The sequence below is a fragment of the Flavobacterium sp. genome, assembly GCF_027531705.1.
Lineage (GTDB): Bacteria > Bacteroidota > Bacteroidia > Flavobacteriales > Flavobacteriaceae > Flavobacterium.
In genome coordinates this window covers 79,969-100,344 of sequence record NZ_JAPZSP010000001.1, presented here as the reverse complement: position 1 = coordinate 100,344, position 20,376 = coordinate 79,969, and the positions used below count along the sequence as shown (strand labels likewise).

General features: G+C 32.5%; 18 protein-coding genes. 12 read left to right on the top strand and 6 right to left on the bottom strand.

The genetic code is table 11. The features are described 5' to 3' along the window. Positions 1-31 precede the first annotated feature (31 nt). From O9267_RS00520 to O9267_RS00500, 5 genes are all read right to left on the bottom strand, one after another. Positions 32-2,416: a T9SS type B sorting domain-containing protein gene (locus O9267_RS00520; protein ID WP_298175186.1), complete on the bottom strand. Its 2,385-nt coding sequence runs from the start codon at positions 2,414-2,416 to the stop codon at positions 32-34. 31 nt (positions 2,417-2,447) lie between these two features. Further along, positions 2,448-4,772: a choice-of-anchor L domain-containing protein gene (locus tag O9267_RS00515; RefSeq protein WP_298175185.1), complete on the bottom strand. Its 2,325-nt coding sequence runs from the start codon at positions 4,770-4,772 to the stop codon at positions 2,448-2,450. A 15-nt stretch (positions 4,773-4,787) separates the two neighbouring features. Next, on the bottom strand, positions 4,788-5,624 hold the full coding sequence (locus O9267_RS00510) for an ABC transporter permease (protein ID WP_298175184.1): 837 nt from the start codon (positions 5,622-5,624) through the stop codon (positions 4,788-4,790). A gap of 56 nt (positions 5,625-5,680) precedes the next feature. Further along, positions 5,681-6,571: an ATP-binding cassette domain-containing protein gene (locus O9267_RS00505; protein ID WP_298175183.1), complete on the bottom strand. Its 891-nt coding sequence runs from the start codon at positions 6,569-6,571 to the stop codon at positions 5,681-5,683. A gap of 107 nt (positions 6,572-6,678) precedes the next feature. After that, positions 6,679-7,515 (bottom strand): DUF2807 domain-containing protein, encoded by an 837-nt coding sequence (locus tag O9267_RS00500; protein ID WP_298175182.1) that lies wholly within the window; start codon positions 7,513-7,515, stop codon positions 6,679-6,681. A 120-nt stretch (positions 7,516-7,635) separates the two neighbouring features. On the opposite strand from O9267_RS00500, the gene meaB reads away from it, so the two are divergent. The 9 genes from meaB (at position 7,636) to O9267_RS00455 (ending at position 16,748) form a co-directional block, all read left to right on the top strand. Beyond that, on the top strand, positions 7,636-8,721 hold the full coding sequence (gene meaB, locus O9267_RS00495) for a methylmalonyl Co-A mutase-associated GTPase MeaB (protein ID WP_298175181.1): 1,086 nt from the start codon (positions 7,636-7,638) through the stop codon (positions 8,719-8,721). 66 nt (positions 8,722-8,787) lie between these two features. Continuing rightward, entirely contained in the window at positions 8,788-9,633 is an 846-nt protein-coding gene (locus O9267_RS00490) for a S1-like domain-containing RNA-binding protein (RefSeq protein WP_298175180.1), read from the top strand. An 85-nt stretch (positions 9,634-9,718) separates the two neighbouring features. Then, on the top strand, positions 9,719-10,597 hold the full coding sequence (gene ygiD / locus O9267_RS00485; RefSeq protein ID WP_298175179.1) for a 4,5-DOPA dioxygenase extradiol: 879 nt from the start codon (positions 9,719-9,721) through the stop codon (positions 10,595-10,597). A gap of 71 nt (positions 10,598-10,668) precedes the next feature. Then, positions 10,669-11,502 (top strand): 1,4-dihydroxy-2-naphthoyl-CoA synthase, encoded by an 834-nt coding sequence (locus O9267_RS00480; protein WP_298175178.1) that lies wholly within the window; start codon positions 10,669-10,671, stop codon positions 11,500-11,502. Between the two features lie 92 nt (positions 11,503-11,594). Further along, positions 11,595-12,548, top strand: coding sequence for a 1,4-dihydroxy-2-naphthoate octaprenyltransferase (gene menA / locus O9267_RS00475; RefSeq protein ID WP_298175177.1), 954 nt, complete (start codon positions 11,595-11,597; stop codon positions 12,546-12,548). A 49-nt stretch (positions 12,549-12,597) separates the two neighbouring features. Continuing rightward, a complete protein-coding gene (locus O9267_RS00470; protein ID WP_298175176.1) occupies positions 12,598-13,275 on the top strand; it encodes a metal-dependent hydrolase in 678 nt (225 codons plus the stop codon). Positions 13,276-13,501: 226 nt separating this feature from the next. Beyond that, complete coding sequence (locus tag O9267_RS00465; RefSeq protein WP_298175175.1) at positions 13,502-14,716, top strand: hypothetical protein; 1,215 nt, start codon at positions 13,502-13,504, stop codon at positions 14,714-14,716. A gap of 372 nt (positions 14,717-15,088) precedes the next feature. Then, positions 15,089-15,637 carry a transposase gene (locus O9267_RS00460; protein WP_298175174.1) on the top strand — a complete coding sequence of 183 codons (549 nt, stop codon included), beginning with the start codon at positions 15,089-15,091 and terminating at the stop codon, positions 15,635-15,637. Between the two features lie 73 nt (positions 15,638-15,710). Next, positions 15,711-16,748 carry an o-succinylbenzoate synthase gene (locus O9267_RS00455; protein WP_298175173.1) on the top strand — a complete coding sequence of 346 codons (1,038 nt, stop codon included), beginning with the start codon at positions 15,711-15,713 and terminating at the stop codon, positions 16,746-16,748. 137 nt (positions 16,749-16,885) lie between these two features. Here the strand turns inward: O9267_RS00455 and O9267_RS00450 are convergent, their stop codons facing one another. Beyond that, the gene (locus O9267_RS00450) at positions 16,886-18,343 is read right to left on the bottom strand and encodes a TonB-dependent receptor (RefSeq protein ID WP_298175172.1); all 1,458 of its coding nucleotides are present in this window, start codon (positions 18,341-18,343) and stop codon (positions 16,886-16,888) included. Between the two features lie 92 nt (positions 18,344-18,435). Between O9267_RS00450 and O9267_RS00445 the strand changes: the two genes are divergently transcribed. The 3 genes from O9267_RS00445 to O9267_RS00435 all read left to right on the top strand — a co-directional run bounded on the left by O9267_RS00445 (position 18,436) and on the right by O9267_RS00435 (position 20,365). Then, positions 18,436-19,200: an MBL fold metallo-hydrolase gene (locus O9267_RS00445; RefSeq protein WP_298175171.1), complete on the top strand. Its 765-nt coding sequence runs from the start codon at positions 18,436-18,438 to the stop codon at positions 19,198-19,200. A gap of 15 nt (positions 19,201-19,215) precedes the next feature. Then, positions 19,216-19,704, top strand: coding sequence for a hypothetical protein (locus tag O9267_RS00440; protein WP_298175170.1), 489 nt, complete (start codon positions 19,216-19,218; stop codon positions 19,702-19,704). Between the two features lie 115 nt (positions 19,705-19,819). Beyond that, positions 19,820-20,365, top strand: a complete 546-nt coding sequence (locus tag O9267_RS00435) for a hypothetical protein (RefSeq protein ID WP_298175169.1) — start codon at positions 19,820-19,822, stop codon at positions 20,363-20,365. Positions 20,366-20,376 lie beyond the last annotated feature (11 nt).

Below are 20,376 nucleotides of genomic sequence, written 5' to 3'. Positions count from 1 at the left end.
TTTATAAAAATAATAATAAATTTGAAATTTACTATCTTTTCAAACTAAAATGTCCTTTAATTTCCTTACCATTTGTTAATGTAAGAATAAACCAATAATCATCAGCTCGGAGTTCTTGGTTGTTTATCTTTCCAGTCCAACCTGTGTCATTTGCTGATAGGCTTTTGAGTAATTTTCCATATCTATCAAAAATTTCTAGTTTAGAATTTGGGTAAAGATGCATATTTTTAATTTCCCAAGTATCGTTAAATCCATCACCGTTTGGAGTAAAAAAAGTTGGATATGCAAGAACTATTGTTTCTGTTGTATAATCTCCACATCCATTTTTATCGTGAATTGTTATTTCATAATCTCCAGATGGTACATTAGTAAAATAATTACTGTCTTGAAAATGAATTCCGTCGATAGAAAATTCATAGTCTCCAATTCCTGAATAATTTATTAAAATAGTATTGTTTTCGCCATTAAAATCGTTAATAGCAATTGAACTAACAGAAGCGACTTCAGAAGCAGTGACATTAAATGTTTTGAATGCTTCACATCCTTGCGCATTGGTTACTTTTACTTTGTATTGACCAGAATTTGTAACCAGAATTTGATTTGAATTTAGCAAAGGATTTGATTCCCAAATGTAACTTGAATATATAGGAGGAACTATTAAAAAAGTTGGAGTTGCATTGCAAATTTGAACGATTGAGTCTTCTATTTCGGGAAGTTTATTTACTATTAGTTTGAGTTCACTAATTCCTTGACAATTAGTGCCATTATTTATTTTTACATAAACACTTGATAAATATGGGATAGTATTAGAATAACTATTGATATTCGTAATAGGGTTTATACCTAACAAAGCATCATTTTCTGATTCATGAAAAGTTGCAGTTTCGTTAGTTACTAGGTTCAGGTTTGCGTTATTCAAGTTAAAAGTTGCTAAACCATTTTTTGTTACTGAATCACATTTTTCTAACGGAGTTATTAGCCTGCCAGCATTTGTATTAACAGTAAGTGTTAATGTTTTAATACGATAACAGTTGGTTAAATTATCGATTACTTTAGCAAGTAACGTTTGCGGATTTGTGGTGTTAGTAAATGTCGCGTTTAAAGGATTATCATTTGCAAGTTCAGTTGCGTTTAAGTAATAAAATACGGAAAGATTTAGGTTAGAATTTAAAAATGAATTGGTAGCATCGGTTAAATTAAAAACTGAAATTCCATTGCTACTAACACCACTACATTGCGTTAATGTTTGATTGTTGCTAGTTGGTAATGCTTTTACTTTTAAATAGGCTTCTACTACAATTTCACAGCTACTACCATCTATTATCTTAATAAATATTGATTGCTGATTTGGAACTGTATTGCTAAAAGGCAGTGTTATTTGATTGCTATTAGTATCAGCATCATTTTGGCTTAAATAATATTTTATTGTTAATGTTGAAATATTTTGTCCTGCAAAAAAGGATGAAGTTAGATCATTTATGTTGAATGTTGCTTTTCCGTTGGTATCATCACCATCAGCATTAGTATCGCAAACAGAGAACTCTGAATTTGATAATACTATATTATAATTTGTTTCTATTAAAAAAGACGTAATTTCAAAACAGCCACTTGAGTTATCGGTTATTCTTGTGTATATAGTTTGTGGATTTGAAATATTTTCATAGTTAGTAGTATTAGGAATTGCATCTAAACCAATTATAGCATCGTTTGAACTTGTGTGATAAGTTACAGAAACATTGGTTTGTGAATTTACTATAATAGGAGTGTTTTGACTTAAATTGAAAGGTGTTGATTCATCAAAAGAACCATCGTTGTCGCATGTTTTAAGATTTAATGAAGTTCCACTAGGAATGTTAATTGTAGGTGGATTATTGAAAGTAGCTGTTCCTGTCCATTGAATAGAAAAGTTACTATAACCAACAGGTCTGTCTATTACTAGATAGTAAAATTCTCCGCTAGCCACGAGTAATGATTGAACATAATTATTGCCATCAGCACCAGGGCCTTCAAAAGTGTCGGATTCAGTATCAATCATACCGGTCAGATTGTCAGACGAACCAGCTGCTAGAGGATTTGTGGTTGAACATCTTATTGTATTTCCTAAACTATTGCAATTTGGATTTGGTCCAAAGAGATAGAAATCAAAATCTTCTTCTATGTCTGTACTTTCTGGCGTAAGTATAAAACTTAATGTCCCACCGTTATTAATTGCTAATTTTAGCCAAATGCTATTGTTTTCTCCAAAACCGCATGAATTCACACTTGTTAATTCTTCTATATTACCAAGCCCAGTTATAGTTAAACCGTTATATCCAGTATTACCACAAATTGTAATTGCGTTGACACAATCACTTTGAGCATTTGAAATTGAAACAAAGAAAAACAGAAAAATGCAAAGACGATAATGAAGTATCATTTTATAGGAATTTACAACAAATGTAATAAATTTATCTTTTCAAACTAAAATGTCCTTTAATTTCTTTTCCATTTGTTAATGTAAGAATAAACCAATAATCGTCAGCTCGGAGTTCTTGGTTGTTTATTTTTCCATTCCAACCAGTGTCATTTGCCGATAGGTTTTTGAGTAATTTCCCATATCTATCAAAAATTTCTAGCTTAGAGTTTGGATAGATTTGCATATTTTCAATTTTCCATGTATCATTGAAACCATCACCATTTGGAGTAAAAAAGTTCGGATAGGCCAAAACGATAACTTTCTTAATATTATCTCCACAGTTTTTTTTATCGTGAATAGTTATTTCATATTCACCAGATGGAACATTAGTAAAATAATTACTGTCTTGAAAATGCATTCCGTCAATAGAAAATTCATAGTCTCCAATTCCTGAATAATTAATTAATATGGTATTATCGTCTCCATTAAAATCATTAATTACGATTGAATTTACTGTAGCTATTTCAGATGCGGTAACATTAAAAGTCTTAGATGCTTTGCAACCTTGCGTATTGGTAATTACAACAGTGTAAGTTCCGGGTTTATCAACCGCAATTTGATTTGTTGTTTGTGGTAAAATAGTATTCCAAGAATAACCACTATATCCAGATGGAGCTATTAAATTTATTGGTATTCCCGAACAAATTCCTATTTTTTCTTCATCAAAAAGCGGTGATGTAAACGGGTTTATTTTTATGGTAACAGGAACAATCGAATAACAATCAGAACCATTTACAAGTTTAGCATAAATAACTTGTTGTAAAGCTGTTGTGTTTGTAAAAGGAACTGAAATTGGATTTATTTGAGTCAAAGCATCATTATAATTTAGATGATAGGTTACAGTCAAACTGCTTGGCAAGCCTACAGTAATATCAGTAGTAATGGTGTCAAAGTCGGATTGAATAAGTTGTGAGATTCCATCTTGTTCATTCAATGTATCACAAAAATCCTTTGTAATTGGATTTACAACAGCATTTGAAATCTGTAAAGTTATTGTTGCAAATGCTATACAACCATATTGATTTTTTACTCGAACATAAATAGTGTTTGTTGAAGTATTATTAAAAGCTATTGGATTTAAAATTTCATTTAGTTGATCTTTTGCGTCTTGCAAACTTTTATAATAATTTACTATAGTCAATTGCGAATCACCACCAGTTATAATTTGATTAGTTTTAGTTAAATCAAAAATGGATATTCCATCATTATTGTCATCACATTGAATGATTGTAGTGTTAATGAGAGTTGGAATAGGAGTGTATTCTATAACAACTTCATCAGTTGCTGTACAAGATGAATTTATGATTACTTCAACTTTGTAAGTTCCAGCTGAATTTACTTCGTAAGTAGGAATTGTAATAGGTAATCCTGTTATATTATCTAATAATTGTGTTCCGTTTTTGAACCATTTATAAGATGTAGCACCAGCAATAGTAGCATTTAGCTGAAAGGTTTCTCCAGCACAAAGCGGATTTGAACCAGAAATAAGTTTGTCATCACCTAAATTAACTCCTATATTAAAACTTCCACCTTTTAGAAAAATGGCTGAGTCGTATTTTTCATTACCTTGATCGGCAACAACTAATTTTATGTGATATAAAGTTCCTGGGTTAACATTGGCTACAGCTTTCATGATTGCAGTTTGACCATTGAAATTTGTCGGATGGTTTGAACCATTAAAACCTCCAAAGTATTGTTCGTTTGCTGGTGGACAAATTGTTCCTTGACCTCTGACTGTATTTACTTTTACAGGAATTGTTGTTCCTGGTATAATTGCAAGATTCTGATATGGATTAGTTGTATTGGCTTCTTTTAGCAAAAAAACAAAGCCGTCAGTAAAATTACATTGGTTTGATGATGGATTTGATAAATATTGCTCAGAAGAAAAAATGTAATCAAAACTTAAAATAGATGAAATTGGCATAAAATCAAATTCTAATACAGTTGCATTTATAGAATTATTGACGCCTAATGCAGTTTGCAAATCGTTGTCGCCTTGCCAGCTTGTAGGACCTTCACTTAGTATATTACTATTTGGTCCAATTGCCGATATTGCTCTGCCAGTACTTAAAATAACACCATCATAAAAAGGAAAACTACTTGTTGCTGCTGTAAAATAGCCATAACTATCGCCACCACTTTGATTGAGACTTGCCATAGATACATTTGAAATACTTGCACACGGATTATTAATCAGTATGTTTTCAACTAATTGAGTAGGCGTATAACTCTCATTAACAGTGATGTATTGACCAAAAGAATTTGTAGTCAAGTAAAAATAGACAATCGTAAAAAGTAAAATTCTAACTAATTTCATAGCATCGCAAAGATACTACAAATCTCTTTTTTGAAGTAATTTATAAGATAAAAACATAAAAATACTTATCCACACTAAAACGATTAAAATTGTTGAAAAATGAACAGAATAATCTTTGGTGTTTTCAACACCCATTTGAGTCCCAATAGCTTTAATCATTGATAATCTTGAACCTGGTTCAACTATTAAATTGGACATAGCTTCTAATGGAAAAAATTGCATAATATTTGAAGCGACATTACTATCTGGAAATATTTTGAAAGTCAAAATGCCATAAGCAATGCCTTCGATAATATTCCAAACAAATAAAAATCCTAATGCAAAAGCAGAACGTTTTACCAAAATTCCAAGAAATAAACAGAAAGAGAAAAAGCCAACCAATTTTATGAAAAACGCCAGAATGTATTCTAAATCAGAAAAAACAATTCCAATTTCGGTGTAAGATGAAAAGCTATAACCCAAAATTAAACTCATCACAAATACAAATACAGTCGAAACAAAAGCAAATAAAACAACGGTTAAAAATTTTGAAAGAATAAATTCTTTTTTACTCATTCCATCAATTAGATTTTGCTTTAAAGTTCCATAACTATATTCATTTGCCATCATTGAAACAATTACAATGGCTAAGAAAAACTTCAAAATTGCAGCAACATACGTATTAAAATGCCATATAAAAGGAAAGTTAAAAATGCCCATTTCAGCCACATCAAAATGGAAAACGCCCAAATCAAATTTGATAGAAGCAATTAAAGCGATAAAGGAAAGTAAAACAAAATAAGCTATCGTCAACACGCGACTGGCTTTGTTTTTCCATATTTTTTGTAATTCTATTGAGAGTAAACGTTTCATTTTTTTGAGATAAGAGATTAGAGACAAAGAGATGAGAGATTAAATCATTTTTTGATTTACAAAGTTAATTCCAAGAACTGTTCTTCGAGACTTCGTTTTCTTTTGACTAAATGATTTACAGCAATTCCTTTTTCAAATAAATAGCGATTCAAATCAGATGCTTCAATGGCAGTTTTGAAATAGGCAACTACTTTTCCATTTTCTTCAACCACTTTTTGAATAGATGGATGACTGTTTAAAGTTGATTTTAAAGCCTGAATGTCATTAGAATTTAATTCAAAAAAGTCTTCACTGTTGCTCATATCATCAACTCTTCCAGAGTATAATATTTTGCCTTTTCTCAAAACCAACACGTGACTACAAACTTTTTCAACTTCGTCTAACAAGTGTGAAGCCAATAAAATAGTAGTTCCTTGTGAAGCAATCAATCGAATAATATCTCTAATCTGATGAATTCCTTGCGGATCTAAACCGTTTGTTGGTTCATCGAGAATTAAAATTTCGGGATCATTAAGTAGGGCAGAAGCAATGGCTAATCGTTGTTTCATACCAAGTGAAAATGTGCTGAATTTGCTATTTTTTCTTTCAACAAGTCCAACCAATTCTAGTTTCTCGTCAACTTTGGCGTAATTGATATTTTTAATTTTACAAACCAATTCCAAATTTTCTTTGGCAGTCATGTACGGATAAAAATTCGGGCGTTCAATAATGGCACCAACTTTTTTTAGAGCATCATGAGTTTGCATTGTGCCGCCAAACCAACTGTATTCGCCAGAGGTTTTGTTGACAACATTTAGAACAATACCCAAAGTAGTAGATTTTCCCGAGCCATTTGGACCAAGAATTCCGTATACATTTCCTTTATGAATTTCGAGTGAAACATTATTTACAGCATGAACTTTGCCGTAATGTTTGTTCAGATTTTTGATTGATAAGATGGTTTCCAAAGTTTGATTGATTTTTATAAGTAGACGAAAAAAGAACTATTTTGTTACAAATAAAAAAATCCCCAACCATTTAGTTGAGGATTATATTATAAAAAAGTTTCTTTAGCTTACTTAGTAGGTTTTTTGTACAAAGTTGCATTATCAACAAATCGTTTCATTTCAATTTTTTGATCACCAAATAACTGAATTTCGGCTTTTCCGGATGCTTCTATACTAATTGTATTAATCGCATTTACACTTGTTCTCGTATAGCCTTCCATAGCTAAAGTTACGTGTTGTGCGGTTAATTTTTTAGCATCAACTTCAGAGTTGTTGTCTAAACGTAGTTTGAAATCAACTGCATCACCTTCAATAATTCCTTCCGCTTTTTGATACATATCGATAATCAATTCGTTTGAAGAAATTAACGCTTTCAAATTAGCATTCTTACTAAATGAAAGTGAACTTTTTTCGGTTTTAATATTTAACTCTGCTTTCGATTTATCAGTTGCATCAATGCTAAAAACTTTTGACTTAATGTTGCCAAAAAATTGACTTTCATCTGTTAATTTAAATTTTATGTCAGCCAAACTAATATCAGCAATAGCGGTTATTTTAGAATCATTTTTACCAACAACAGATTTTAAATTTTCGGTATAATTAATACGAACACTAAATTTTTTGTAACTAGATACTTTTTTTACACGCATTAATCGCAAAGTAGTTCCGTCAACGCTTATTCCCATTGCATCATGAATGTTGTCATCGGCTTCAATTTCAAGACTGCATTTATCACCTTTTACCAGGAAAACTTCTATATCATCTGAAATTTCAATGGCATCAAAATCTTCAACTTCTTTTTGTTCAAGAGTAACTATTTTGGAGCCTTTCAGCTTTTCATTTTTTTGAGAAAATACTAGTGTTGTAGAAAGTATAAGAGCAATAAGTAGTAACGTTTTTTTCATTTTATAATCAATTTATTGGCAAAGATACTTAATAATTTACTGTAAGTTAAATAGGTGTTTATTTTTTTTAGTTTCATTTTGAAAATAATTGTAATTTTACAAAATAGACGATTCTCATACATGAACCCAAAAAAACAATCGGCTCTTAACGAAAAAGCAGGCATTGCACAACCTGAAAATATCAGTACATCTTCTGTTGTGACCATTCAAAATTTCCGAAAAGTCAAACCTTCTTCAAATGATTTAATTGCCGGAATTGTAAATCATGATAAAGTTGCCTTAAGTCGTGCTATAACATTAGTCGAAAGTACCAACGCAAATCATTTTGAGCAAGCCAACGAAGTCATTAATGGATGTTTACCTTACGCAAATAAATCTATTCGTATCGGAATTACAGGTGTTCCAGGTGTTGGGAAAAGTACATTTATAGAAGCTTTTGGGACATTTCTAACGAGTATAGGAAAAAAAGTTGCCGTTTTAGCTATTGATCCAAGTAGTACCATTTCTCATGGAAGTATCTTAGGTGATAAAACCAGAATGGAAGAATTGGTAAAAAATAAAAATGCTTATATAAGACCAAGTGCATCAGGCGAAACATTAGGTGGCGTAGCTAGGAAAACCAGAGAAACCATAATTTTGTGCGAAGCCTGCGGATTCGATGTAATAATAATTGAAACGGTTGGTGTAGGACAAAGTGAAACTGCCGTTCACAGTATGGTCGATTTCTTTTTGTTATTAAAAATTTCGGGTGCTGGCGATGAATTACAAGGAATAAAACGCGGTATTATGGAAATGGCTGATGCTATTATTATCAACAAAGCGGATGGCGATAATATCAAAAAAGCAAATTTAGCAAAAGTTGAATTCAATCGAGCTTTGCATCTATTTCCAGCTAAAAATTCAGGTTGGCAACCAGTAGTTTCAACTTGTAGTGCTGTTACCAATGACGGAATTGAAAATGTGTGGCAAATTATTGAAGATTATTTGAAACTAACAAAAGAGAATCTTTATTTCGACAAAAAACGCCAAGATCAAAACCAATATTGGATGCTTGAAACCATAAATGAAAATCTGAAAAATCATTTTTACAATCATCCAGAAATTGCTAAACTGATTGAAGACAATAAAAAAGCGGTTCAAGAAAATGAAATTTCACCTTTCGATGCGGCTACAAGATTGTTGAATACCTATTTAAATAAAAGTTAGAACTAAAAACTTTCACTATAAAACCCGCAAATCTTTGTACCTTTGCATGATTAGATTAGAAAGATTATGCTCGAAATAGGAAAATACAATACGCTTACAATTTTAAGAGATACCAAAGTTGGTTTGTTCTTAGGAAACACAACTGATGATAAAGACGATGTTCTTTTACCCAATAAATATGTCCCAAAAGTTTTTGAAATTGGTGAAGAAATAGCGGTTTTCGTTTATCTTGACCATGAAGAGCGACCAGTGGCAACAACACTTCAACCTTATATTTTATTAAATGAATTTGCTCTTTTGCGAGTAAACTACGTAAACCAAGTAGGCGCTTTTATGGATTGGGGAATGGAAAAAGATATTCTAGTTCCGTTCAAAGAACAAGCGCGTCCAATGGAAAAAGGGAAACGTTATTTGGTATATCTTTATAAAGATGAAAAAACAAATCGTTTGGTAGCTTCAAGTAAAACCAATCAATTCTTGAGTAATGAAAATATTACGGTTGAAAAAGGAGAAGAAGTTGATTTAATCGTTTCTCATATTACCGAACTTGGTATAAATGTAATTATCAACGAAAAACACAAAGGATTACTTTACAAAGATGAGGTTTATGATGAATCTATCCGAACAGGTGATAGGGCTGTAGGATATATCAAAAATATTCGTCCTGATGGAAAAATTGATGTTTCGTTGCAAAAACAAGGTTACGAAAATGTGGAGCCAAATGCTGAAAAAATATTAGATGAACTCCGTGCAAGTCGTGGTTTCTTGAGATTGAATGATAATTCACATCCTGAAGACATTAAAACGGTCTTGAAAATGAGTAAAAAAACGTTCAAAAAAGCAATTGGTTCATTGTATAAAGACAAATTAATCGAAATTAAAGAAGACGGAATTTATTTAGTAAAAGAGTAAATAGTTAATAGCGATTACTATTCAGTATATATAGAAAAAAAATCTGTGAAAATCTGTGTTATCTGTGTCTATAAAAAATCATAATTTGGAAAGAAAAAATTTTATAAAATTAACATTAGGAGGATTAGCTGTGGCTTCATTACAACCATTATATAGTTGGACTAAAAATTTAAAAGAAGACGATCAAAAACTTCCAGTTTTATTCATAGGTCACGGTTCGCCAATGAACGGAATTGAAGACAACGAGTTTTCAAGAACTTGGACTAAATTCGGAAAGGAAATCCCAAAACCAAAAGCAGTTTTAGTCATTTCAGCACATTGGTTAACAAATGGAACACACATAACCGCAATGGATAACCCAAAAACCATTCACGATTTTGGTGGTTTTCCGCAAGAACTTTTCAATGTTCAATATCCTGCAAAAGGCGATCCAATTTTAGCAAAAACTACAAGCGAATTGATTACTTCTACAAACGTAGGACTCGATCATGATTGGGGATTAGACCACGGAACTTGGACAGTTGTTCGTCACATGTATCCAAATGCAGATATTCCTGTTTTACAATTGAGTATCGATTATAACAAACCAGCTCAATATCATTATGATTTGGCAAAACAATTAGCTTCACTCCGAAAAAAAGGTGTCTTGATTATAGGAAGCGGAAACATGGTGCACAATCTAGGAATGATTGCTTGGGATAAAATGCAAGAACCTGAATATGGCTACGATTGGGCTATTGAAATGAATTCGATTTTTAAAGATAAAATTGCAAATGGAGATCATAATGCTTTGATAAATTTTGAAAAATTAAATGCGGCAGCCAAATTAGCAATTCCAACGCCAGATCATTATTTTCCATTGTTATATAATATCGCTTTGCAAGATGATAACGATGAAATCCAATTTTTCAATGATAAACCTGTTGCTGGTTCATTAACAATGACGTCAGTAAAAATTGGATAACTTCCAATTGTTTTTTGAAAAAGAAACTAAAAAATCGTTTATTTTTACACTAAATTTAAGATACAAAAACCATGATTGATTGGAAAACCGTCAAAGAATTTGAAGATATAACCTATAAAAAATGCAATGGTGTTGCCCGAATAGCATTCAACAGACCTGATGTTCGCAATGCTTTTCGACCAAAAACAACATCCGAATTATTGCAAGCTTTTCACGATGCGCAAGAAGATACTTCTATTGGAGTTGTTTTGCTTTCTGCCGAAGGACCAAGTTCTAAAGATGGTATTTGGTCATTTTGTAGTGGCGGCGACCAAAAAGCGCGTGGTCATCAAGGTTATGTTGGCGAAGACGGTTATCACAGATTAAATATTTTAGATGTACAACGTCTAATTCGTTTTATGCCAAAAGCAGTGATTGCGGTTGTGCCAGGTTGGGCAGTTGGTGGCGGACATAGTTTACACGTAGTTTGCGATTTGACATTGGCAAGTAAAGAACACGCTATTTTCAAACAAACCGATGCTGATGTTACAAGTTTTGACGGTGGTTATGGCTCAGCTTATTTAGCTAAAATGGTGGGACAAAAGAAAGCCAGAGAAATTTTCTTCTTAGGTAGAAATTACTCTGCGCAAGAAGCTTTTGACATGGGAATGGTAAACGCTGTAATTCCGCATGATGAAATAGAAGCAACTGCTTATGAATGGGCACAAGAAATTTTGGCAAAATCACCAACATCTATAAAAATGCTTAAATTCGCTATGAACTTGACCGACGATGGAATGGTTGGGCAACAAGTTTTTGCAGGAGAAGCCACAAGATTAGCTTACATGACTGACGAAGCCAAAGAAGGAAGAAACGCTTTCTTAGAAAAAAGAAAACCCGATTTTGAAAAAAAATGGTTACCATAAATAGGTAATAGGAATTAGGTTGTTGGGTTTAGGAAATAGTAAACCCCACAGCCTAAAACCAACTACCCAAAACCTAAAACCTAAAAAAAAATATGAAACACTGGATAGAAGCCGCCCGAGTTAGAACCTTACCGTTATCTGTTTCTGGAATATTGGTAGGATGTTTTTATGCCATGTCGCAAGGTCATTTCAATTGGAAAATTGTGATTTTAGCACTTTCCACTACATTGGGTTTACAAATTCTTTCCAATTTTGCCAATGATTACGGCGATGGCGTCAACGGAACTGATAACGACGATAGAGTAGGGCCAAAACGCGCCATTCAAAGTGGTACGATTTCACCAGGAACTATGCGCTATGCTATTTTTGTAACTGCATTTTTGACATTAGTTTCGGCAATGTTACTTATTTATGCTTCTTTCAAAGGAAAATATTTTCTCTTCTCAATCATTTTCTTTGTATTAGGAATATTAGCAATCGCTTCTGCAATTCGGTATACAGTTGGTAAAAATCCTTATGGATACAGAGGTTTGGGCGATGTTTTCGTTTTCGTTTTCTTCGGACTCGTAAGCACATTCGGAATCTATTTCATGTTCACCAAAGAAGTCGATTGGTTATTATTTCTACCAGCAACAGCAGTTGGATTTTTAAGTGTTGGTGTTCTAAATCTAAACAATATGCGCGATCAAGTTTCTGATGCTAAGTCAAACAAAAACACTTTAGTTGTCAAATTTGGTGCTGCTTGGGCAAAGAAATACCACTATTTTCTAATATGTTCAGCAATGATTTTGTTAGTAGTTTTTGCCTACATAAACGATATGCGAGACGGAGTTTTCAATTTCGACCAATATTTCTTCTTGCCATTTTATTTTCCACTAGTTGCGCATCTTAAACGAGTTTACAACAACAGCGAACCAAGACTTTTGGATCCAGAATTAAAAAAACTAGCGCTTTCAACATTCTTTATCTGTGTTGTACTTTCTATGGGATTAATTTTCCTTTTTTCTGATATAGCACTTTATATAATTGAAAATATTTTAGAATAATTTATAGGTTTCAAGATAAAATCCCAAACTCCTAAATCCTAATTCAAAAATGAAAATAACATTCTACGGACACGCAAGTTTAGCAATCGAAGTCAGCGGAAAAACCATTTTAGTCGATCCATTTATTTCAGCTAATCCAAAAGCTAGTCATATCGATATCAATTCTTTGGCTGCAGATTATATTTTACTCACGCACGCACACCAAGACCACATTCTCGATGTTGAGGTTATTGCCAATCGAACCAATGCTGTAATAGTTTCTAACTACGAAGTGGCAACTCATTTTGGCAACAAAGATTTTCAATACCATCCTATGAATCACGGCGGAAGCTGGAAATTCGATTTCGGAAAAGTAAAATTAGTAAACGCTATTCATTCAAGTTCATTTCCCGATGGTTCTTATGGCGGCAATCCTTGCGGTTTTGTCATCGAAAGTGAACACAAAAACATCTATATCTCTGGCGACACGGCACTTACTATGGATATGAAACTCATTCCAATGCGCACCAAACTCGACTTGGCAATCCTTCCAATAGGCGACAATTTCACTATGGATACCGACGATGCCATTCTCGCATCCGATTTTGTTGAGTGCGATAAAATTCTTGGCGTACATTTTGATACATTCGGTTATATCGAAATCAATCACGACACCGCTATCAAGAAATTTTTTGATGCCGGAAAAGATTTGATGTTGCTCAAAATTGGCGAAAGTATTTATTTGTAGCCAATCCAGCTATTCGTTGCAATCTTTGCCGTTCGACTGTTTTTTTCTAAGCCTTACAACGAGCTTCCGTTGGTCGCTGTCGTAAGCCAAGAAAAAATACAGCCCAACAACAAAGGATTTCCACTACTATCTGGGCTAGGGCAATCGATTTCAAATAACGTTTAATCTTAAAAATAGAAACTTAATTAACTTAACTTTCTTAATGGTTTAAAAAAAGCAATATTACATGAACAAACCTATTATAGTATTCGCACTTCTTTTTTTAGTAAGCACTTTCTCAGTTTCAGCGCAATCCAAAAACGGTTTTTGGGATAAAGACAGAGCAACCACCAAAGAAATAGTCGTTTCAGCAAGAGATAGAATCGTTGTAAAAACCGAAGATTTACCACTAGGAACCACCGAAATAGTTTATAGAATCACACTTTTAAGCGAAAACCAAGAAATGGCTTCCAGTTTGGTATCGGTGCTAAAATCTATTCCAGATCCAAGCGGAATTAGTCAAGGTTCGGCTGGAGCTGTTTTTTTGCTTTCTAAAGTTTCAGGTTACGACAAATGCAAATATGCCATATTCTCATCTGAAAAAGCGAGTTCTGATTATGTAGGTTCTGGTGAAACTTCAAGAGCTTGTTTGTTCCAAAACAATCCTGTAAACAAAGACGCCAAACGCATTTCAATAGGAAAAACAACTTGCTTCAATGCCGACTCCGAAGCTCTTTGGTTTGCTTTCGAAAGCAAAAACTGGATTATGAACCAAAAAATTGTTTTAGAAGTCGTGCCTTGGGTTGATGCCAAACTAAGTCGAGGCTGGTCAAAAGAAAACAAAAAAACGGTAATCGATTTGTGTAAATCATCCGATTTTGCACAACTAATGGTCAACTCAGACGATTTTTGCCTTTGTGTTCTAGACAAGTTTGAAAAAGAAAATACATTCAAAGAATTTCAAGACATGCTAGCCATCGAAAAATCAAAAGATTTCAAAGATTACGGTAACACTTGCTTAACTGAAAAACCAAATAACAAAACCATCTTAAACGGCATAAGAAAAGACGCTGCAACGCATTTCAAAAACAAAAAATACAACGTTGCTATCGACTTGCTAACTATTGGCGTAATAGACAACGGCAATGCAAGCATTTTAGACTACAATTCGCTAGCAACTTACTATTTGTACTCCAAACAATACGAAAAAGCTTTAAAAGCCATCAATAAAGGAATTGAACTTGATGATTCCGAATTGCGTTTGCAATTAAATCTAGCGCATTATTTTATGCTAACCAACCAATTCGGCAAAGCCAAAACCTTGCACAAAAAATACCAATCGCAAAACATAACCGCCAAAACCGGTTGGAAAGCACAAGCCAAAACCGATATCCAAGAATTCAAAAAAGCAGGAATTCAATCTGATGATTTAGATAAAATTTTGGAAGTTTTAGGGAAGTAAGGTTTGTAACTGTAATATCGCTAGCGCGAGCTTCTAGCTCGTGCCAGTTAAGTTGTTCAAAGTTTGTTTATTAAAAACTAATGAGTTAATTTAGATTTTAGGAATCAGTGATTTAGTTTGTGGGCACGAGCTAGAAGCTCGCGCTAGCAGGAAAAATAGATTATTTACAAAGATTGAGTAATAAATTTTAAAACATGGGAAGATCTAGAGCAATATTTTTTGAATATAACGATGAGGAAATTCATTTTGATTTAGGCACTTTTGCACTGTGTAAGTATTATGCTGTACAGTTGGATGTGACAAAAGCAAAAAAAACCACGCTAGCGCGAGCTTCTAGCTCGTGCCCACAAAGAAAGTAAACTACAATAATTAATGAGTAGAAAATATAAATTTGGAGAAAAAGAAGGAGCCTATTTTGTATCATTTGCTACTGTAAATTGGATTGATGTTTTTACAAGAGATGATTATTTTTCTACAATAATAGAATCTTTGACTTATTGCCGTAAAGAAAAAGGAATGGAAATTTACGGTTATTGTATTATGCCAAGTCATGTTCATTTAATCTTTCATTCTTCATTTGGAGACCCTTCAGGATTAATGCGAGATTTTAAAGGATTTACTTCAAGAAAAATGCTTAAGGTTATTGAAGAAAATCCACAAGAAAGCAGAAAAGAATGGATGCTTTGGATGTTTGAAAGAGCAGGAAAGAAAAATAGCAACGTAAAAAACAAACAATTTTGGCAACAAAATAATAATCCAATTGAGATTTGGTCATTGAAAGTTTTTGAACAAAAACTAAATTACATACACTACAATCCAGTTGAAACAGGTTTTGTTACTGACCCAATTGATTGGAAATATAGTAGTGCAAGAAATTATGGAAATGACGACCACACAATTCTTGAGATTGATATGAATTAGAATTTATTTCTTTAATTTGTGGGCACGAGCTAGAAGCTCGCTCTAGCAAAACTGCCGTTTACCAAAACAAAATATGAAAGCAACTTACCAAAAATACATTCTCAATTTCAAAAATCCATCGGGCACTTCTCGCGGTATTTTGACTACCAAAGAAACTTGGTTTTTACTACTTGATGATGGTCAAAAAAAGGGAATAGGCGAGTGTGGTATTTTGCGTGGTTTGAGTCATGACGACCGACCTGATTATGAAGAAAAATTACAATGGACTTGTGCTAATATTCACTTAGGAAAAGACCAACTTTGGGAAGCACTTTTAGACTTTCCTTCAATTCAATTTGGAGTAGAAATGGCGTTCCAATCGTTGGCTTCATCAACTCCATTTTTGTTATTTCCTTCGGCGTTTACTGAGCATCAAAAAAGCATTCCAATAAACGGTTTGGTTTGGATGGGTGACGAAGCTTTTATGAAAGCTCAAATTGAAGAAAAACTAGCACAAGGATTCAACTGTATAAAACTAAAAATAGGAGCCATAGATTTTCAAAAAGAACTCGATTTATTGCACTATATTCGTCAAAATTTTGATGCTAATACAATAGAAATCCGTGTAGATGCAAACGGCGCTTTTGGTTCAAGTGATGCTTTTTATAAATTAAATCAATTGACTGGTTCAGAGCTACATAGTATAGAGCAACCTATAGAAAAAAATCAACATGACAGGATGTCAGAATTGTGTAAAACAACTCCAATTCCAATAGCTTTAGATGAAGAGCTAATTGGCGTTGTAAATTTTGAAGAAAAGGAAAAATTACTACTCAAAATCAAGCCACAATATATCATTTTAAAACCAAGTTTTGTAGGTGGTTTTCGTGGAACAAATGAGTGGATTTCATTAGCAGAAAAACACAAAATTGGTTGGTGGATTACTTCTGCATTAGAATCAAATGTTGGCTTAAATGCTATTTCGCAATGGACATTTTTAAAGCAAAATCCAATGCCACAAGGTTTAGGAACTGGCTCACTTTATATCAATAATTTCGATTGTCCGTTACAAGTTTCAAATGGACAATTATGGTACAATAATGAACTAAATTGGAACTGTGATTTGATTTGATTTTGAATATAAATCAACTACTAAATTTGATTTTTCAAACTGATTTTTTCTTCAAGTTTTCAAATAAAACTATTCAGTAACTTCTGCTAATTGCAAAAAAAATATCGCCCTTAGAGCGATACTTTTTAAAATTTATTTTAAGCTTTTTCTAAAACTTTATTTGGGTCGAAACCAAAAAGCTGATCTTTTTTAATCATTTCAGAAATTCCTTCGGGTAACATTTTTTCCCATCCTGAATCTCCATTTGTAATCATTTTTAAAACTTCTCTTGAAAAGATTTTTAGGTTTTCTTTATCAAAAACTTCTATATCTACAACTTTTCCATTGTAGGCAAAGAACTTGTATAATTCTTTCATTCTAGGATGCACTTTCAAGTTTTGAGAAGTAATCAAATCACCATTTTCATCCAACATCGGATATAAGAAAACTTTCAAATCGCGGTAGAATAATTTACCAAAAGCTTCCAAAATTCCACCACTTAAGTGACGGTAGTATTTTTCGTCAAATATATCAATTAGGTTGTTTACACCCATTGCTAATCCCATACGAGCTTTGGTATAATTTGCAAAATATTCAACAACTTTATAGTATTCTTGGAAGTTTGAAATCATTACCGTTTGCCCTAACGAACAAAGTAATTCGGCTCTATCCATAAAATCTCTTTCGTCAATTTCGCCTTCAGAACGAAGATTAGAAAGCGTTATTTCAAATACTACTAATGTATTGTCTTTTTCAACTTTGCTTTCTTCCAAAAACATTTTCAAAGATTTCTCGTACATGTCAATGTTCACATTGGTAACTGGACGATAACTTCCTCTAAGTGCTAAGATATTTTTTTTGTATAAAATGGCAGCAGGTAAGATGTTTTTTCCATCTGGACCAAACATTACGGCATCTGTCATTCCATTTTTGACCAATTGCAAACTCATTAATCGGTTATCAACATTAGCAAAACGTGGACCTGAAAAGTTGATAGTGTCGATTTCTAATTGATCTTTGTCTAAATGATCGTATAAATAACGTAGTAATTTTTTTGGATCATTGTATTTGTAATAAGCTCCGTAAATCAAGTTAACGCCAAGAATACCAAGGGTTTCTTGTTGTAATTTTGCATCAGTTTCTTTAAAACGTATGTGAATGATGATTTCGTTGTAATCTTCGTCTGGTTCAACTTGGTATCGTATTCCAACCCAACCATGACCTTTGAATTGTTTAGCAAAATCAATAGTTGCCACTGTATTTGCGTAACTAAAAAACACTTTGCTTGGATGTTTGTCTCTTTTTAAACGTTGCTCAACAAGATTTACTTCATGCGCAAGCATTTTTTTCAATCGACTTTCGGTCACATAACGACCGTCATCCTCAACTCCGTAGATGGCATCACTAAAGTCTTTGTCATAAGCCGACATCGCTTTTGCAATCGTTCCGGATGAACCACCAGCTCTGAAAAAATGTCTAACTGTTTCTTGTCCAGCACCAATTTCAGAAAAGGTTCCGTATATATTTTCGTTAAGATTTATTCGTAAAGCTTTGTCCTTTATTGCAGGAATTTGCTCTATGATTTTGTCTCCTTTTAATTTTATTTCTATTCCCATTTTTTTTGTATCACTAAAATGATGCCACAAAGTTAGCAAATTAGCCTTTTTAATAAAATTTATTAACTTATTTTTGCAAAAAAAGAATTCAATTGAAAATCTATTTTCTCGGAACTGGTACATCGCAAGGAATTCCCGTAATAGGAAGCCAGCATCCTGTATGCAAAAGTACTGATACTAAAGACAAAAGATTGCGAGTTTCTGTATGGATAACTTGGGATGATTTTTCGTGTATTATCGATTGCGGTCCCGATTTTAGACAGCAAATGTTGGTTTCTCAATGTCAAAAAGTGGATGCAATTTTGTTTACTCACGAGCATTCTGACCATACCGCTGGAATTGATGATATTCGTCCGTTTAATTTTAGGCAAGGAAATATTCCGATATATGGACACAAACGTGTTTTGGATAATTTAAAAAAACGCTTTGACTATGTTTTTGCCACCGAAAATCGTTATCCTGGAGCACCAAGAGTTGATGCTATTGAGGTTGTCAATAATCAAAATTTTGTTTTAGGAAATAAAATGATTGTTCCTGTAAATGTTTTTCATGGAAATCTTCAAGTTTTCGGGTATAGAATTGATGATTTTGCCTATTTGACAGATGTAAAAACGATAGAAACTTTTGAGATTGAAAAACTAAAAAACCTTAAAGTTCTTGTAATAAATGCGTTGCGTGACGAAGAACATCATTCGCATTTTAATTTGCAAGAAGCATTAGATTTTATAACTTTGGTTCAACCTGAAAAAGCTTATTTAACACATATAAGTCATTATTTTGGATTTCATGAAGATGTGCAAAAACGACTTCCTGAAAATGTGTTTTTGGCTTATGATAATTTAGAGATACTATTATAAATTTAATTTAAAAAAATGAAAAAATCACTTTTATTGTACTTGTTTATTTTGGCTGTTTTGATGAATATTTTTACGTACATGTATTTTAGCAAACAAGCAACTTTTGAAAAAGAGCGTGTTGAAAAAATGAAAATCAAATTAGATTCTGTTGCTGCTAAAGTAGCTGACGCTGATTACTTTTCTCTTGCATACAACGAAAATGCACAAAATTATTTTGACAATGATAATGTAAAAAAACCGATGGATTATGCTAAAATAATTCCATTAGTGACAGAAAAGCTGATGGATTTAAATGAAGATTCAAAAGGAAATCCTTATATAGGTCAAGATAAAATTGGTGCTAATAAGTTTATTATCAATAAAGTAAAGTTGCTAAATCATCGTTGGATTATTGCTGATTATAGCGATGGTGAATATTGGGGCGAAGTTTTGATAAAGTATTTTATCGATGATAACGAACAAGTAAGTTTTGAAACAGTGAATTCAATTTTATATCAAAAATAAATGCGATAATATAATTTAGTTGTGCGTTAATAAATTTTTATAACAACTATCCAACATATTAGATAACTTTGAAATGCAGATTGATTCTGCATTTTTTTTTATAAATTTTTAAAAAATGGAAAAGATTACTTCTAAAATAATTGGCGATTTAGCTCAAGATTCATTTGATGATTGGTGGAAAAGTAAACCAGTATTTATTCCGTATTTCAATAAAAATTTAGAAATCATTTTTATCGATTTTGCTCCAAATGAAGATGTTAATTTCATTGAAGAAGCTGATGTTGCTCTTTCAAATTTTCTTAATTTATCTGAAAATAATAGAAATGAAATTTCAGTGTTAGTTCATAAAAATTGCACTGATTTTCTTGATATGGTCGAATATGATGAATTTGACGAACCATTACATCAAATAAAAGATAGTAATGAGATTTGGAATTTTGTGCAACCCAAACAAATCTATATTTCAAGACGTCATCGAAGAGATAAAGATGTTTATATTCAAGTTTCTTGCAGTTGCGATTGGGAACAAGAACATGGTTTGCAATTGATTTTTCGTCAAGGAAAAAAAATTACTAGAATAAGTGATGAAGACGGTCATCTTACCGAAGCCGATGCTTATGATAAACTTGATAGTGAAGATGAATTATTATCAAAATTTTAATATGTCTTTCA